This is a genomic window from Leisingera sp. F5 (assembly GCF_001593695.1).
Window position 1 is genome coordinate 220,275 of sequence record NZ_LUKH01000001.1, and the last position, 16,080, is coordinate 236,354.

The 16,080-nt window shown below is 60.8% G+C and carries 14 protein-coding genes; 6 read left to right on the forward strand and 8 right to left on the reverse strand.

All coding sequences use genetic code 11. The features are described 5' to 3' along the window. Position 1: 1 nt before the first annotated feature. From A2I95_RS01035 to A2I95_RS01045, 3 genes are read left to right on the forward strand one after another with little or no spacing between them, the layout of a single operon-like run. Positions 2 to 655, forward strand: a complete 654-nt coding sequence (locus A2I95_RS01035) for an alpha/beta hydrolase (protein WP_134829836.1) — start codon at positions 2 to 4, stop codon at positions 653 to 655. Further along, entirely contained in the window at positions 655 to 897 is a 243-nt protein-coding gene (locus tag A2I95_RS01040) for a hypothetical protein (protein WP_291726838.1), read from the forward strand. The genes A2I95_RS01035 and A2I95_RS01040 overlap by 1 nt, the downstream gene beginning before the upstream one ends. Continuing rightward, entirely contained in the window at positions 894 to 2,063 is a 1,170-nt protein-coding gene (locus tag A2I95_RS01045) for an HD family hydrolase (RefSeq protein ID WP_291726840.1), read from the forward strand. The genes A2I95_RS01040 and A2I95_RS01045 overlap by 4 nt, the downstream gene beginning before the upstream one ends. Before the next feature lie 33 nt (positions 2,064 to 2,096). On the opposite strand, the gene A2I95_RS01050 is transcribed toward A2I95_RS01045, so the two are convergent. Beyond that, a complete protein-coding gene (locus A2I95_RS01050) occupies positions 2,097 to 2,879 on the reverse strand; it encodes a class II glutamine amidotransferase (RefSeq protein ID WP_291726842.1) in 783 nt (260 codons plus the stop codon). Between the two features lie 255 nt (positions 2,880 to 3,134). Between A2I95_RS01050 and A2I95_RS01055 the strand changes: the two genes are divergently transcribed. Both A2I95_RS01055 and typA read left to right on the forward strand, forming a co-directional pair. Beyond that, a complete protein-coding gene (locus tag A2I95_RS01055; protein WP_291726844.1) occupies positions 3,135 to 3,470 on the forward strand; it encodes an SMR family transporter in 336 nt (111 codons plus the stop codon). A 93-nt stretch (positions 3,471 to 3,563) separates the two neighbouring features. Then, entirely contained in the window at positions 3,564 to 5,384 is a 1,821-nt protein-coding gene (gene typA / locus A2I95_RS01060; protein WP_291726846.1) for a translational GTPase TypA, read from the forward strand. A gap of 39 nt (positions 5,385 to 5,423) precedes the next feature. Here the strand turns inward: typA and A2I95_RS01065 are convergent, their stop codons facing one another. From A2I95_RS01065 to recA, 4 genes are all read right to left on the reverse strand, one after another. Then, complete coding sequence (locus A2I95_RS01065) at positions 5,424 to 5,906, reverse strand: MOSC domain-containing protein (RefSeq protein WP_291726847.1); 483 nt, start codon at positions 5,904 to 5,906, stop codon at positions 5,424 to 5,426. After that, a complete protein-coding gene (locus A2I95_RS01070) occupies positions 5,906 to 6,193 on the reverse strand; it encodes a DUF1330 domain-containing protein (protein ID WP_024089895.1) in 288 nt (95 codons plus the stop codon). The genes A2I95_RS01065 and A2I95_RS01070 overlap by 1 nt, the downstream gene beginning before the upstream one ends. Positions 6,194 to 6,270: 77 nt before the next feature. Then, a complete protein-coding gene (gene alaS / locus A2I95_RS01075) occupies positions 6,271 to 8,922 on the reverse strand; it encodes an alanine--tRNA ligase (protein ID WP_291726852.1) in 2,652 nt (883 codons plus the stop codon). Between the two features lie 156 nt (positions 8,923 to 9,078). Beyond that, positions 9,079 to 10,146 carry a recombinase RecA gene (recA, locus tag A2I95_RS01080; RefSeq protein WP_291726854.1) on the reverse strand — a complete coding sequence of 356 codons (1,068 nt, stop codon included), beginning with the start codon at positions 10,144 to 10,146 and terminating at the stop codon, positions 9,079 to 9,081. A gap of 193 nt (positions 10,147 to 10,339) precedes the next feature. On the opposite strand from recA, the gene A2I95_RS01085 reads away from it, so the two are divergent. Beyond that, on the forward strand, positions 10,340 to 10,939 hold the full coding sequence (locus A2I95_RS01085) for a gamma-glutamyl kinase (protein ID WP_291726856.1): 600 nt from the start codon (positions 10,340 to 10,342) through the stop codon (positions 10,937 to 10,939). Between the two features lie 52 nt (positions 10,940 to 10,991). Here the strand turns inward: A2I95_RS01085 and A2I95_RS01090 are convergent, their stop codons facing one another. From A2I95_RS01090 to guaB, 3 genes are all read right to left on the reverse strand, one after another. Next, positions 10,992 to 13,307 carry an ATP-binding protein gene (locus tag A2I95_RS01090; RefSeq protein ID WP_291726859.1) on the reverse strand — a complete coding sequence of 772 codons (2,316 nt, stop codon included), beginning with the start codon at positions 13,305 to 13,307 and terminating at the stop codon, positions 10,992 to 10,994. 92 nt (positions 13,308 to 13,399) lie between these two features. Next, positions 13,400 to 14,575 carry an RsmB/NOP family class I SAM-dependent RNA methyltransferase gene (locus A2I95_RS01095; protein ID WP_291726860.1) on the reverse strand — a complete coding sequence of 392 codons (1,176 nt, stop codon included), beginning with the start codon at positions 14,573 to 14,575 and terminating at the stop codon, positions 13,400 to 13,402. 36 nt (positions 14,576 to 14,611) lie between these two features. Continuing rightward, positions 14,612 to 16,060 (reverse strand): IMP dehydrogenase, encoded by a 1,449-nt coding sequence (guaB, locus tag A2I95_RS01100; RefSeq protein WP_291726863.1) that lies wholly within the window; start codon positions 16,058 to 16,060, stop codon positions 14,612 to 14,614. Positions 16,061 to 16,080: the final 20 nt, after the last annotated feature.

Sequence of the window (16,080 nt, forward strand, 5' to 3'; positions counted from 1 at the left end):
CATGCCCGAGGTCATCTTTCCCGGACCCGAAGGCCGCCTCGAAGGCCGCTATCACCCGCAAAAAGAAAAAGACGCCCCGATCGCCATTGTGCTGCACCCGCATCCGCAGTTCGGCGGCACTATGAACAACAAGGTGGTCTACAACCTCCACTATGCGTTCTACAACATGGGCTTCACCGTTCTGCGGTTCAATTTCCGCGGCGTCGGCCGCAGCCAGGGCGAATACGACCAGGGCGTGGGCGAGCTGTCGGATGCGGCCTCGGCGTTGGATTACCTGCAGTCGATGAACACCAATTCCAAGCATTGCTGGGTTGCGGGCTTCTCGTTCGGCGCCTGGATCGGCATGCAGCTGCTGATGCGCCGCCCGGAAATTACCGGCTTCATCTCGGTTGCGCCGCCGGCCAACATGTATGACTTCTCCTTCCTGGCGCCCTGCCCGTCCTCCGGCCTGATCATCAACGGCACGTCCGACCGGGTGGCCCCGCCTGCGGATACTGCCAATCTGGTTGGCAAGCTGCATGAGCAGAAGGGGATCACCATCACCCATAACGAGATCGAGGGTGCAGATCACTTCTTCCAGGAGCCGCATATGGACACGATGATCGGCGATGTGTCCGATTACGTGAAGCGCCGCCTAACGGAGAATAGCCGCTGATGGGCACGATCGAAACGCTGGCGCAGAAACTGGCGGTCGATACGATTAAGGTACAGGACGCCAGCGGCGAAGACCGGCTGTATGTGGAGGTGGGCCAGGTGCTTGGCGCCGCCTCCCAGTCGCTCGAAGAAGCGTTTCTGACCGAAATGCGCGTGCGGCTAGCCGAACGCAAGGCGCGTGAGTTTCTCAATCAGAAAGTCAGCGCAATTCAGGCGCAGCTTGAAGAAAAGGGCGAAGTATGAGCGCCCGGCTGGACGCGCAATTCGCCTTTTTGCTGGAAGCAGACAAGCTTCGCCGCATTGACCGCCAAAACCTGATCCTGGATTGCAGCCGCCGCGAAAACTCGGCTGAACACAGTTGGCATCTGGCACTGTATGCACTGGTTCTGGCGCCGTTTGCATCGCGGGACGTGGATATTTCCCGCGCTGTCCGGATGCTGCTGCTGCATGATCTGGTCGAGATCGACGCTGGAGATCACCCGATCACCGATGACGTCGATTGGGACGCTGTAGCACAGGCAGAAGAAGCCGCTGCCAAGCGCCTGTTCGGCCTTCTTCCCGCAGATCAGGGCACTGACTTGTTAGGCCTGTGGCAGGAATTCGAGGCCGCGGAAAGCCCCGATGCGCGTTTTGCTAAACGGGTGGACCATTGCCAGCCGATCTTTCAGACGCTCTATGGCACCAATCCTTTGGCCTGGCATGTCGATGTGGTCCGGCAAAACCTAAACGGCGGGCGCGCCGCGGCGCTGGAGCAGGATTTCCCCGAAGCCTATCACCATGCGCTGGCCCTGCTGGATGAGGGCACTGGCTTAGACTGCAGCCGCCTGACAGCCCGTCTGCCTTTCCTGAATGAAGCAGATAAACTGAAGCTGATCACCCGCGCGTCCAAGCTGGGGGATGGGTCACGCCACGAAAACTCAGCCGAGCACAGCTGGCACATCATGCTGTATGCTTGGGTTCTGGCAGAGCACAGCGCACATTCCGTCAATGTGGACCGGGTGCTGCAAATGCTGCTGCTGCACGATCTGGTTGAAATCGATGCAGGCGATGCGCCGATCCACGGTGTGATTGCCCCTGCAGCCCTCGCCGCGCTGGCCGCCAAGGAAGAAGCTGCTGCAGACCGTCTGTTTGGCATGCTGCCCCCGGACCAAGGCCTGCCTATGCGGGCCATTTGGGAGGAATTTGAGACCGCAGAAAGCCCGGACGCCGTATTTGCCAAGTCGATCGACCGGGTGCAGCCAGTGCTGCTTAACCTGCTGAACGGCGGCGGCAGCTGGGTCGACTATGATGTGAGCCTGCCGCAACTGGACGCCCGCGTCGGCGGCAAGGTCAGCCGCGGCACACCGGACGTCTGGACCTATGTCCGGGCAAAGATTGAACCTTGGTTCCGCGCGGACGGACGTCTGTAAACGCTGACTGCAGCTCCGGTTCGGGGCAGCGTTTCACTCCAGAAACGGCTGAAACGGCTGCGTTTCCGCGCCTTTGGAGGTCAGTGTCAGAAACTCCCCCGGTTGCAATTCACTCCATGCTTCACCTGTGTCTTCAAGCGGTTCCGAAACAACGGCCCATCCGTTCAGGCTGTGGCTCCAGCGGTAATAGACCGATGGTGCAATGCTGTCGGAGGAATAACGCGCGGCATAGAGGCTGTCTCCATCCGACATAGCCACGGACAGGCGCATGTGCGGCGTGCGGCCCCGGGCACGCGACAGGCTTTCCATGCAGCCCACCGCCCGCTCCAGCGCAGATTTTGGATCGGCATCCAGGTCTTCACGCAAGGCCAGCAGAAACAGCACCTCGCTGTCTGTGGCGCCTTTGCGATGTTCATACAGCTCATCCGGGATGCACATGTCAGCATGACGGCGGAATGTCTCGAACCCGCCGACCTGACCGTTGTGCATGAAGCTCCACTTGCCGGCCGAAAACGGGTGGCAATTGTTGCGGCTGGTAGCGGATCCGGTTGAGGCCCGCACATGCGCCAGGAAAAGACCGGATTGAACCTGGCTCACCAGCGCCCGCAGATTACAGTCCGACCAAGCCGGGTAGACATCCCGGTAAAGCCCCGGCTCGGTTCGCTGCCCGTACCAGGCAATGCCGAACCCGTCGCCATTGGTCGCAGTCTTGCATTCAACCGCCTTTTGGCTTTGCGCTATCAGCGAATGTTCAGGTACAGAGATAATGTCTTCTAAAAAGACTTTGGCACCGGTGTAGGCAGCCCAACGGCACATTTGTCGCTCCTCGTGTTCAAACGCTGATCAGAGTGCTTGTCTCATTATGATCTTGCTTTTCAGAATTTTCTCCTAGCGCAGCTTCTTATTTTGGTACAGCGTATCCGCGCACAGTCATCTGTTCATTGCTACGGCGGCCGAAAACGGGGCAAACAGTGACGCATTGGGACTTCCAGCACTGCATTGGATACGGTACCGGAATTAGGAACACAGCCCCGCCGCAGGCCGGGGCGGAACGCGCACATGGAGGCAGAGATGCCGGTTCACTATTTCTATCTGATCATCGCGGTTGCAGCGGAAACCATCGGCACCACGGCCCTGCAAGCCAGCCAGCAGTTCAGCAAACTGGGGCCGTCTCTGATCGTGCTGGTTGCCTATGCGTTTTCCTTCTACATGATGGGGCTGACGCTGAAATTCATGCCGGTTGGGATTGTCTATGCGATCTGGTCCGGGCTCGGCATCCTGCTGATTGCCGTGATCGCCTTCTTTGTCTTCGGCCAGAAACTGGATTTGCCAGCTGTGATCGGCATGGTGCTGATCATGTCGGGCATCGTCATCATCCACCTGTTTTCCAAGTCTTCCGCTCACTGATCCGCATTTGCGGCGCCTTTGGACGGTTTTCCTCTGGCCTTTGTACCGGGTTCGGGCTATGCGCGGCCCAACTTCCTTACAAAGGCGAACGTCATGGACTTGCGCAACATTGCGATCATTGCTCACGTTGACCACGGCAAAACCACCCTGGTCGACGAGTTGCTGAAACAATCCGGCGCCTTCCGCGAAAATCAGGCTGTGGCGGAACGCGCCATGGACAGCAACGATCTGGAGCGCGAGCGCGGCATCACCATTTTTGCCAAACCCACCTCGGTCGAGTGGAACGGCACCCGTATCAACATCGTCGACACCCCCGGCCACGCCGATTTCGGCGGCGAGGTGGAGCGGATCCTGTCGATGGTTGACGGTGTGGTGCTGCTGGTGGACGCCGCCGAAGGCCCGATGCCGCAGACCAAATTCGTGACTTCCAAGGCGCTGGCCCTGGGCCTGCGCCCGATTGTGGTTCTGAACAAGGTCGACAAACCGGACGCCGAGCCTGACCGCGCGCTGGACGAGTGTTTTGACCTGTTCGCCTCGCTGGACGCCAACGAAGACCAGCTGGACTTCCCGCATATGTATGCCTCTGGCCGTAACGGCTGGGCCGACGCAGAACTGGACGGTCCCCGCAAGGATCTGCACGCGCTGTTCAACCTGATCGTGAACCACGTGCCCGAGCCGAAACAGATCAAACGCCAGGACGAAGATTTCCGCATGCTGGCCACCACACTGGGCAGCGACCCCTTTGTGGGCCGCCTGCTGACCGGCCGCGTCGAATCCGGCAAGCTGAAGGTCGGCGCCACCGTGCAGGCCCTCACCCGTATCGGCCAGAAAATCGAGCAGTTCCGCGTCACACGCATCCAGGCTTTCCGCGGCCTGGCTCAGCAGGACATCGAAGAAGCCCAGGCTGGTGACATCGTCTCCCTCGCGGGTATGGCCAAGGCGACGGTGGCCGATACCATCTGCGCGCTGGCCGTGGATGATCCTCTGGACGCCCAGCCGATCGACCCGCCGACCATCACCGTGACCTTTGGCATCAACGACAGCCCGCTGGCGGGCCGAGATGGCAAAAAGGTCCAATCACGTGTCATCCGCGACCGTCTGATGAAAGAGGCGGAAAGCAACGTCGCCATCAAGATCGAGGACACCCCTGGCGGTGAGGCCTTTGAGGTTTCGGGCCGCGGTGAACTGCAGATGGGCGTTCTGATCGAAAACATGCGCCGCGAAGGGTTCGAGCTGTCGATCTCCCGCCCGCAGGTGATCATGAAGGAAGTCGACGGCAAGCGCATGGAGCCGGTCGAAGAAGCCACCATTGACGTGGATGACGAATACTCCGGTGCGGTGATCGAAAAACTGACCGGCACCCGCAAGGGTGAGTTGGTCGAGATGAAGCCCGCAGGCGCAGGCAAAACCCGCATCATCGCGCATGTGCCCTCGCGCGGGCTGATTGGCTATCATGGCGAATTCCTGACCGACACCCGCGGCACCGGCGTTCTGAACCGTGTGTTCCACGGCTGGACTGCGCACAAGGGCGCGATCCCGGGCCGCCGCGCCGGTGTGCTGATCTCGATGGAAAACGGCACTTCGGTTGCGTTTGCGCTGTGGAACCTGGAAGAACGCGGCAAGATGATGATCGGCGCCCAGGCCGACGTCTACACCGGCATGATCATCGGCGAGCACTCCCGCGAGAACGACCTGGAAGTGAACCCGCTGAAGGGCAAGAAGCTGACCAACGTGCGGGCCTCGGGCACCGATGACGCGGTGCGTCTGACAACTCCGGTGACGCTGTCGCTGGAAGAGTCGATTGCCTACATCAACGACGACGAGCTGGTCGAGGTGACGCCGAACTCCGTGCGCCTGCGCAAGCGCTACCTGGACCCGCATGAGCGTAAGCGGATGGCCAAGGCCAACGCCTGATAAACAAGAAACGGCGGCAGAAATCTCTGCCGCCGTTTTCTATTCCACTGAAGTCAGGGCTGTAACGCTGTCATCCAAAGCCACCCTGCCCGGCTGCACAACTTCGGCATACCAGCCGCCATGTCCGCGCATCGCGTTGTAACCGCCATGGCCCAGTGCCTCCTCCATCCGCGAACAGGGCGGACAGGGGCCGGTCACATGCAAAACAGAACTCCCGATTTGCAGTTTGGCTTTGCGCAAAGCTGCCAGGTTGATCCGGGAAACGACAAAGTTCCGGCGCAACAGTTCCGGCTGTAAATTGTCCAGCCCGGCGAGGGCCGCAATCACCGGCAGATGCTCGGCCTGGATCAGGGTTACGGCGCGTTTGCCCTGCTTGGCATGATCGCCGCAAAGCCCCGCCACCGCGACATCCGCAGCTTCCACTGTCAGAATTTCTTCCCGCCGCGCAGGGCGCAGACCAATCCACGCCACCCGGCCCTGGCCAGCGTGGCGTTTCAGCATTTCCGCAAAAGCGGTGATCATTATTCGGAGGTTTCCACCACCATCAGCTCGCGCTCGGACGCGCCGCGCGCATGGCTCAGCGCCTCCTGGTATTCCGGGCTGTGATAGCAATCGACGGCGGCGTCAACACTTGGGAATCTGGCCACCACATTGCGCGGACGCTCCTTGCCTTCCAGCTGCACAAAACGCCCGCCGCGCGCGACGAAGGTGCCGCCGTGCTTGGCGATGGCCGGCCCCGCCAGTTCGGCATATTTGCCATAGGCATCAGCGTCGGTGACGGTCACATGTGCAATCCAAAGTGCGGGCATCGGAGCCTCCCAAGTTATGATCTTTCCGGCAGATTAGGCGAATTGCCGGAAAGACCAAGTCTTTTTTGACCAAACGGTCAACCGGCCAGCACGGCTTCGGCTGCCTTGATCGCCTCGTCGGCGCCGGAGAAATCCTTGCCGCCGCCTTGGGCCATATCCGGACGGCCGCCGCCGCCTTTGCCGCCCACAGCCGGAACAGCCGCCTTCAGCACGTCCACAGCTGAGATTTCACCGGTCAGATCGTCGGTCACACCCGCGGCCACAGCAACCTTGCCGTCCTCCTCGGCAATCAGCAGGATCACACCGGAGCCGATGTTCTGCTTATGCACATCAATCAGGCCGCGCAGGTCCTTGCCCGACACCCCCTTCAGTGCCTGGGCCAGGAACTTCTTGCCGTTGACGTCCTTGGCATCGGCACCGTTCCCGGAACCGCCGCCCATCGCAACCTGCTGCTTGAGATTTGAAATCTCGTTCTGCAGAGCCTTGCGCTCGTCCATCATCGCCTTCAGACGGTCCATAACATCCGCAGGCTGTGCCTTCAGAGCGGTTGCAATTTCGGCCATCCGGCCTGCTTCGCGCTCCAAATGCTCAAACGCCGCGGCCCCCGTCAGCGCCTCGATCCGGCGCACGCCAGCCGAAGACGCGCTGTCGCCAAGGATCACAAAGGTGCCAATGTCGCCGGTCTGCTTCACATGGGTGCCACCGCACAACTCGATCGAATAGGTGTCGCCATCGTGGCCCTTGCCGGTTTCCGCCCGACCCATCGAGACCACTCGCACTTCGTCCCCGTATTTCTCGCCGAACAGCGCCTGCGCGCCCAGGTCCCGTGCATCACCCGGTGTCATGATCCGGGTCGATACGGGAGTATTTTGACGAATGAAATCATTTACTTCCGCGCCGACCTTCGTCAGCTCAGCAACGCTCATCGCCTTGTTATGGCTGAAGTCAAAACGCAAACGGTCATCAGCGTTGAGCGATCCTTTCTGGGCCACATGCTCCCCCAGCGCGTTGCGCAGCGCCTCATGCAGCAGATGAGTGGCAGAGTGGTTGGCCCGGATCCGGCTGCGGCGCGCATGATCGACCTCCATCGCGGCACCAAGGCCGACGGAAATTTCGCCTTCGGTCACTTCGGCAATGTGCAGGAACAGCCCTTCCACCTTTTTGGTGTCGGTGATACGGGCTGCGCCGCCTTCGACAGTCAGCACGCCGCTGTCGCCAACCTGGCCGCCGCTTTCACCGTAAAACGGCGTCTGGTTCAGGATGATCTGAACCGTTTCGCCCTTGCCCGCCGATTGAACCTGCGCGCCATCCTTGACGATTGCTGCAACCTGGCCTTCGGCTTTCTCGGTTTCGTAGCCCAAGAACTCGGTCGGTCCGGCTGTATCAAGAATGTCGAAGTAGACCTTCACATCTGCCGCTTCGCCCAGACCGATGCCGCCAGCGCGGGATTTCTCCTTTTGCGCCTTCATGGCCGCATCAAACCCGTCGGTGTCGACCTCGATCTCCTTGGCACGCAGCGCGTCCTGCGTCAGATCAAGCGGGAAACCAAAAGTGTCGTAGAGTTTGAAGGCAGTTTCACCGGGCAGGACATCGCCCTTGCCCAGATCGCCCGAGGCATCGTCCAGCAGCTTCAGGCCACGGTCCAATGTCCTGAGGAAACGGGTTTCTTCCTGCTCGAACGTCTCTTCGATCAGCGCCTGGCCCTGGCCGAGCTCCGGATAGGCCGCACCCATCTTCTGAACCAGCGCCGGCACCAGTTTATGCATCACCGGATCGGTGGCCCCCAGCAGCGACGCGTGGCGCATCGCCCGGCGCATAATCCGGCGCAGAACATAGCCGCGGCCTTCGTTCGAGGGCAGCACGCCCTCGGCAATCAGGAAAGAGCACGAACGCAGGTGATCCGCGATCACCCGGTGATGCACGTTCTGATCCCCGAACGGCTCCGAATTGGTCACATTGGCGGAAGCTTCGATCAGCGACTTGAACAGATCGGTTTCATAGTTGTCATGGGTGCCCTGCAGCAGCGCCGCAATCCGCTCCAGCCCCATGCCAGTATCAATCGACTGCATTTCCAGATCGACCATCGAGCCGTCGGCGAACTTCTCATTCTGCATGAAAACGAGGTTCCAGATCTCGATGAACCGGTCACCGTCTTCCTCAGGCGAACCCGGAGGGCCGCCCCAGATGTGATCGCCGTGGTCATAGAAGATCTCGGTGCAGGGGCCGCAAGGGCCGGTATCGCCCATCTGCCAGAAATTGTCTGAGGTCGCGATCCGGATGATCCGGTCCTCCGGCACTCCGATCTTTTTCCAGATCTCAAAGGCTTCGTCGTCGGTGTGATAGACGGTGGTGTAAAGCCGGTCTTTGGGAACGTCGAGTTCCTTGGTGATCAGCTCCCAGGCAAAGGGGATTGCCTCGTGCTTGAAATAATCGCCAAAGGAGAAATTGCCGAGCATCTCGAAGAACGTGTGATGGCGCGCGGTGTAACCCACGTTGTCGAGGTCGTTATGTTTGCCGCCGGCCCGCACGCATTTCTGCGAGGAGGTCGCGCGTTTGTAATCGCGGGTCTCAACCCCGGTAAAACAGTTCTTGAACTGCACCATGCCTGAGTTGGTGAACATCAGGGTCGGGTCGTTGCGCGGCACCAGCGGGCTGGAGTCCACCACTTCGTGCCCCTGTTTGGAAAAGTAGTTCAGAAAGGTTGAGCGGATATCGTTGAGCGTCGGCATATGCGGGATCTCTTGCGGGCTTAAAATAAGCGTTCCGGGCAGGTGTACCGCCCCGCCGGCGCGCTGTCCACAGCGCGAAGCGGCGTCTCCCATGAAAAAGGGCGCAGCTTGCGCCACGCCCTAGCATTTCTAAGATCTGATCAGATTATCCGGCGCTTAGGCCTCAAGGATATCGTCTGCGCCGCTCACATCGGGGCGGTCGAACTCCAGCCCGTGCGAGGCGCGGATCTTATCTTCGATGTCAAAGGCAATCGCCGGGTTGTCCCGCAGGAAGGTTTTAGCGTTTTCACGTCCCTGCCCGATCCGCTCATCGCCGTAGGAGAACCAGGCACCGGATTTGTTGACGACACCGGCCGCCACGCCCAGATCCAGCAGTTCCCCCATCTTCGAGATGCCTTCGCCATACATGATGTCGAATTCCACCTGCTTGAACGGCGGCGCCACCTTGTTCTTCACCACTTTGACGCGGGTTGAGTTGCCGACCACTTCGTCCCGGTCTTTGATCGCACCGATGCGGCGGATGTCCAGGCGGACGGAGGAATAGAACTTCAGCGCGTTGCCGCCGGTGGTGGTTTCGGGCGAGCCGAACATCACGCCGATCTTCATGCGGATCTGGTTGATGAAGATCACCATGCATTTGGAGCGGCTGATCGAGCCGGTCAGCTTGCGCATTGCCTGGCTCATCAGCCGGGCCTGCACGCCAACACTGCTGTCGCCCATGTCGCCCTCAAGCTCGGACTTCGGCGTCAAGGCCGCAACCGAGTCCACGACCACCATGTTGACGGCCCCCGAACGCACCAGCGTGTCGGTGATTTCCAGCGCCTGTTCGCCGGTATCGGGCTGCGAAATCAGCAGCTCGTCCAGGTCGACACCCAGCTTGGCCGCATATTGCGGATCCAGCGCGTGCTCGGCGTCGACAAAGGCGCAGACACCGCCCTTTTTCTGCTGTTCCGCAATGCAATGCAGCGTCAGCGTTGTCTTGCCCGAGCTTTCCGGACCGTAGATTTCGATGATCCGCCCCATCGGCAAGCCGCCGATCCCCAGCGCAATGTCCAGGCCCAGCGATCCGGTCGAGCTGGCCTCGATCTCCTGCAGGGCCGTGCCATCGCCGAGCTTCATGATGGAGCCCTTGCCGAACTGCCGCTCAATCTGGGCAAGCGCGCTGTCGAGCGCCTTTTGCTTGTCACCGCTTACTTTATTTTTCATGGTCAAAAGATCCGCCATAGTCCCTTGTCCCTTTCTATGTGTCACACACCGGGGCGTGCGGCAATCACTGCTTTGTTCACCTCTTGTTCCTTATGAGATCAAAAAGAGAACATTGCAACAGAAAACTCTGTGTACCCACAACAAACTCTGGGTGTTAAAGAAAGATTGATGGTTAATCCGCAGCAAGAAATTTTACCGGGCAGTTAACGGAATGATGATATTTTTCAAAGAACGGCTGGTGCTTCTCTCGGTTCCCAAGACCGGCACCACAGCCTTTCAGGCGGCGTTGCGCAACCGGGCGGATCTGGTGATCTCCGACCCGCCGGAGCTGAAACATGCACCGCTGTACCGCTACAACCGGTGGATCCGGCCAATGTTTGAGAAGGTCTGCGGCGCCGAGTTGGAGGTGGCCGCAGTGATGCGCGAGCCGGTCAGCTGGCTTGGCAGCTGGTACAGGTACCGGCAGCGGCCGGCACTGGATGGCAATCCGAATTCAACCAAGGATGTCAGCTTTGACGACTTCCTGCACGCCTATTGCAAAGGCAAGCCGCCCGCCTTTGCCAATGTCGGCAGCCAAGCGAAATTCCTGGAGGCACAGCCAAATGGCTGCAAGGTCCGCCATCTGTTCCGCTATGAGGATCAGGACGCATTGAAGCAGTTCCTGGAGTTTCGCCTGGACGTGGAAATCCGGCTGGAGCGCAAAAATGTCAGCCCTCAGGCAAGTCTGACACTAAGCCCGGAAGCCCAGAACCATGTCCGGCGAAAGCGTGCTGCGGAATTTGAACTTTACGATTCTATTCCAGCCCGTTGACCATAAAAAGCCGCCGGAACCGGCGGCTTTTACAGATCTGAATTTCTCAACCTTAATGCAGTTGCGCGTGAACCGTTTCGGTCAATTGGTTGAGCGAGAACGGCTTGGGCAGGAAGACCGAATTCGGCACCTCCGGGTCAGCCTCGCCAAAGGCCCCTTCGGCATAACCTGAAACAAACACCACCCGGGTATCAGGACGCTCTTTCAGTGCTTGGCGCACCCAGCTGGGCCCATCCATGCCGGGCATCACCACATCGGTGACAAACACATCCACAGTCAGGCCGGGATCTTCCAGCGTGCGCAGTGCGTCCTCGGCGGATTCTGCTTCCAGGACTGTATAGCCCCGCATCCTGAGAGCCCGGGAGGCAAAGGCCCGCACCGGAGCCTCATCCTCGACCAGCAGCACCACGCCCTCGCCATGCTGGGCGGCAACAGCCTTCTCCGCGGTCTCCGCCGGCTTTTCGGTGGCCTGCTGGTCGGCCTGCTGTTTGTAGACCGGAAAGAACAGGGTGAACTGCGTGCCGTGCCCCTTGACCGAGTCGACGAAGATGTAGCCGCCGGTCTGCTTAATGATGCCATAGGCCGTGGACAGGCCCAAACCCGTTCCCTCGCCCGTGCGTTTGGTGGTGTAGAAAGGCTCAAACACTTTTTGCAGCTTGTCCGGAGCGATTCCGACGCCTTCGTCGGACACTTTCACGGTAACCCAATCGCCAGCCGGAACTGTGGCGCGGTTCCGTTCCAGCGGTTTGTCCAGCGAGATGACTTCCGTCTCGACCCGGATCTCGCCGCCCTGCGGCATCGCATCGCGCGCGTTCACCACCAGATTCATCAGCACCTGTTCCAGCTGCCGCTTATCAGCCCGGATCGACTTCATCACCGGATCATGGCTGAGGGTCAGCGTAACCTTTTCGCCCACCAGCCGGTTCAACAGGTGGGTCAGGTCCGACAGTGTATCCCGCACATCCAGGGTTTCGGGCTGCAGGGTCTGTTTGCGCGAAAACGCCAGCAGCTGGCTGACCAGCGAGGCCGCCCGGTTGGCGTTCTCGTGGATCTGGATCAGATCGCCATAGTCCTGATCGCCCTGATCATGACGCAGCAGCAGCAAATCGCAGTGGCCGGAAATCGCGGTCAGCAGGTTGTTAAAGTCATGCGCAACGCCGCCTGCCAGCTGTCCAATTGCTTGCATCTTCTGGCTTTGCACAAACTGAGCCTCCAGCGTCTTCAACTCGGTCGCGTCATTCAGAACAGCGATCAGCATCGGAGTGCCCTCTTCCACCACCCGGGTGAGGGTAACCTGTACAAAGACTTCCTTGTCAGCACGCGACAGGCGCAGGAATTCAGACTTGTTCGGCGCCAGCCCATCGGCTGTATCATGCAGCCAGTCAGACATCGGGCGGCCTAGCCCTTCCATCAGTTGGCCAAGTTTCAGATTGGCACAGCTATCGACCCCCAAAAGACGCAGGGCCATGCGGTTGCTGGTCAGAATTTCACCTGTGGGAGCAACCTTGAGGAACGGAACCGGCAGCGCTTCCAACCCGGCTTGGGCGGAGTCGAAACTGCCTTCATCCACCTCCATCAGAAACAGCTCGCTGCGGCCCTGGGTTCGGTTCTTCTCGCTGACCAGCACCTGAACCGGGCCGGTCTTGGTGCTGAGCGTGTTGATCTGCCCGGGCATAACCGGCAGTGCCGGGAACAAGCGGTCGGTGGATTTGACCCGTTCGCCGATCAGGCCGCGGGCCGCCTCGTTCATAAACAAAACGGCGCCAGTGCGGCCAACCGTGATCATCGGCACCGGCATCGTTTCCGCACCACGCCCGTTGCCGCCGCGATTCAGGATATCCTCGACCCGCCACAAAAAGCTGCCGCCATTCATCTGGTGAACCGCCAGCCGCACATGGCCGCGGCGGGTCACAATATCCTCGCGTGCGGCCCCATCAACACGGGCCCGGCTTTGCAGCCGGTACAAGACCGCCGATGGGTTGGCCAGGATCGACCGCAAGGTTCCTGCCAATGTGTCGCGGCTGCCGTCCTGGAACCGTTTTACAGCGGCCCCGTTGCAGGCATGGATCACTCCGTCGTCGTCCGTGACAAAACTGGGCGTTGCATCTTTTTCGATAAAGCCGGTCAGCAGGTCCGCCGCCATCGACCGCGCATTCAGCCGCATCCGGGTTTGAATGACCATCAGCACCGCCACAGCTGTCAGTGTCAGCCCCACCATGACGAAGCCGCGGCCCATCCAATCCGGCAGCGGCACCAGCCAGGGGCCGGACATCAGCATCAGCGCCAGCAGCAGTGTCGCGGCCAGCCGGAGGTGCTCGGGTGCATAAACGCGAAGTTCCGGAACGGAAGTTTCTTGGCGACCGGACATTACGGCTCCATGGACAATGCAAAGTGACGCCATAACGCGGCGGTTTTGGTTAAAACCACGTTAAGAAACACAAAGGTTTCCCCGCGGCGACCCTAACAACCGCCCTTTGCGCGCGTCAACACGGCAACAAAGAAACCATCGGTGCCGTTCTGCACGTGCCAGCTTTGCTGCGCCGCCAGTGACCAGCCCCGGTTCTCTTGCAAAAACCTTTGAACCTGCCCGGTGTTTTCGCCGTTCAGCATCGAGCAGGTGGCATAGGCCAGGGTCCCGCCAGGCGCCGTCAGGCCTGCCGCGGCGTGTAAGATTTCTGCCTGCACCCGGTGCAGAGCCTGCAGGTTTTCAGGCGTCAGCCGCCATTTGCCTTCGGGCGCCCGCCGCCAGGACCCGGACCCTGAACAGGGGGCATCGCACAGCACCAGGTCAAACGGCCCGCTGCGCTCCAGGTCCGCAGTCATCAGGTGCTGAACCTGCGCACCCGCCCGGGCCGCGCGTTCGGGCAGGTCTTTCATCCGCTTGGGGTCGGCATCATGGGCAAAAAGCTGCAAGTCCGCCTGTGCGGCCATGGCCAATGTCTTGCCGCCGCCGCCGGCGCAGTAATCCAGCACCTTCATTCCGTCTTGCAACGGCAAAAGCGCGGTTACAGCCTGGCTCGCCGCGTCCTGCAATTCGACTAGACCGTCCTGATAAACCTTCGTGTTGCGCAGCTTGCGGGCGCCTGCGGTCACTTCCAGCGCTGTGGCAGCCGCCGGGTGCGGCCGGGTTTCGATGCCCTCTGCGGTAAGCGCCTCTTGCGCCCGCGCAAGCGTGCTGCGGGCAGTATTCACCCGCAAATGAACCGGCGCACGTTCGCGCAGGGCAAGTGCTGCGGCTTCCGCCTCTTCCCCAAGGCTGCTGCTGAATTCAGGCCACAACCAATCGGGAACATCCAATGCCTCCGCCCCTTCCGGCGGGGGCGGCAGCAGACGTTCCGCCGCGGTCAGAGGTGCAGGCCCGTACCCCTGTCCGCCAAAGACTCCGTCCGGATCCTGTCCCGCTTCGCGCAGCGCGCCCAGAATCAGCCCCCGCCCGCTGCGCGCGCCGCCAAGGGCTGCGTGCGACCGCAGGCACCGCACCGCGGTAAACACATGGTCACGCACCGCGGCCCGGTCTTTTGATCCGGCAAACCGGCTCCGGCGTCCCCAGGAGGTCAGCGCCTTTTCCGCGGGTTCGCCTTCCAGAAACTGGTCGAGAACCTCAATGGCCGCCTGCAGGCGGGCGGCGGGGGTCATGCCCCTGCCCTTTGAATGCACACGGCCATCATCTGTTTATCCTGCCCGGTAGTTCGGGGCTTCGCGGGTGATCTGCACGTCATGCACATGGCTTTCCTTCAGCCCGGCGCCGGTAATGCGGACAAAATTGCAGTTCCTGCGCATCTCGTCCACAGTCGCACAGCCGGTATAGCCCATTGCAGCACGCAGACCGCCGACCAACTGGTGAACCACCGGCCCGGCGCCGCCTTTGTAAGGCACTTGGCCTTCAATACCTTCCGGCACCAGCTTGTCGCTGGCGGCGTCTTTCTGGAAATACCGGTCGGCTGAGCCGCGTGCCATAGCCCCCATCGAGCCCATGCCGCGGTAGGATTTAAACGAGCGGCCCTGATAGAGGATCACCTCGCCCGGGGATTCATCTGTACCGGCGATCATCGATCCAACCATGGCACAGGAGGCACCCGCTGCAATTGCCTTGGCAAAATCGCCCGAGAATTTGATGCCGCCATCAGCGATCACTGGAATGTCTCCAGCCGCATTTGCGCAATCCATGATCGCGGTCAGCTGCGGCACGCCGACACCCGCCACCATGCGGGTGGTGCAGATAGAGCCCGGGCCAATGCCGACCTTGACGGCATCCGCACCTGCGTCGATCAGCGCGCGGGTGGCTTCCGCGGTCGCAACGTTGCCGGCAATCACCTGCACCGTGCCATACTGCGCCTTGATCCGCTTCACCGCGTCGATCACGCCCGCGGAATGGCCATGGGCCGTATCCACAACAACGATATCGACACCTGCGTCGATCAGCGCTTCGGAACGGGCAAAGCCGCTGTCGCCGACCGAGCTGGCGGCGGCAACCCGCAGGCGGCCCAGCTCATCCATGCAGGCGGTCGGGTGCAGCACGGCCTGTTCGGTGTCTTTGAGGGTCAGAAGCCCCGTCAGCCTGCCATCTTTGTCAGAGACCAGCAGTTTTTCGATCCGGCGTGCCTTCATCAGCGATTTGGCTTCTTCCAGATCGGCCGGCTCCTGCAGCATCGCCAGATTGTCAGAGGTCATCATCACCGACACCGGCGTGCTGTCGTCAGAGGCAAAGCGCATGTCGCGATTGGTGACGATACCGACCACGCGGCCCGAACCGTCCACCACCGGGAAGCCCGTCACCCGGTAACGTTCCTGCAGCGCCTTGGCGTCGGCCAGGGTCTGGTCTGCGGTCAGGGTAATGGGATTATAGACGATACCCGAGATAAAGCGTTTGACCCGGCGCACTTCGCGGGCCTGCTCTTCCACGTTCAGGTTCTTGTGGATCACCCCCATGCCGCCGGCCTGGGCCATGGCAATCGCCATGCGGGACTCGGTCACCGTGTCCATGGCCGAGCTTAAAAGCGGGATGTTCAGCGATACCGATTGCGTCACCCGGGTGCGCGTGTCAGCGGTATTGGGCAGCACGCTCGACGCGCCTGGCACCAGTAGAACATCATCAAAGGTGAGAGCCTCACGAATCTGCATTGGTCATCCTCATGCATAAC

Coding starts and splice junctions, on each gene's coding strand:
- A2I95_RS01040 (WP_291726838.1), top strand. CDS start 655: ATGGGCACGATCGAAACGCTGGCGCAGAAACTGGCGGTCGATACGATT.
- A2I95_RS01035 (WP_134829836.1), top strand. CDS start 2: ATGCCCGAGGTCATCTTTCCCGGACCCGAAGGCCGCCTCGAAGGCCGC.
- A2I95_RS01045 (WP_291726840.1), top strand. CDS start 894: ATGAGCGCCCGGCTGGACGCGCAATTCGCCTTTTTGCTGGAAGCAGAC.
- A2I95_RS01085 (WP_291726856.1), top strand. CDS start 10,340: ATGATGATATTTTTCAAAGAACGGCTGGTGCTTCTCTCGGTTCCCAAG.
- guaB (WP_291726863.1), bottom strand. CDS start 16,060: ATGCAGATTCGTGAGGCTCTCACCTTTGATGATGTTCTACTGGTGCCA.
- A2I95_RS01070 (WP_024089895.1), bottom strand. CDS start 6,193: ATGCCCGCACTTTGGATTGCACATGTGACCGTCACCGACGCTGATGCC.
- A2I95_RS01090 (WP_291726859.1), bottom strand. CDS start 13,307: ATGTCCGGTCGCCAAGAAACTTCCGTTCCGGAACTTCGCGTTTATGCA.
- A2I95_RS01065 (WP_291726847.1), bottom strand. CDS start 5,906: ATGATCACCGCTTTTGCGGAAATGCTGAAACGCCACGCTGGCCAGGGC.
- recA (WP_291726854.1), bottom strand. CDS start 10,146: ATGGCGGATCTTTTGACCATGAAAAATAAAGTAAGCGGTGACAAGCAA.
- A2I95_RS01095 (WP_291726860.1), bottom strand. CDS start 14,575: ATGACCCCCGCCGCCCGCCTGCAGGCGGCCATTGAGGTTCTCGACCAG.
- alaS (WP_291726852.1), bottom strand. CDS start 8,922: ATGCCGACGCTCAACGATATCCGCTCAACCTTTCTGAACTACTTTTCC.
- A2I95_RS01055 (WP_291726844.1), top strand. CDS start 3,135: ATGCCGGTTCACTATTTCTATCTGATCATCGCGGTTGCAGCGGAAACC.
- A2I95_RS01050 (WP_291726842.1), bottom strand. CDS start 2,879: ATGTGCCGTTGGGCTGCCTACACCGGTGCCAAAGTCTTTTTAGAAGAC.
- typA (WP_291726846.1), top strand. CDS start 3,564: ATGGACTTGCGCAACATTGCGATCATTGCTCACGTTGACCACGGCAAA.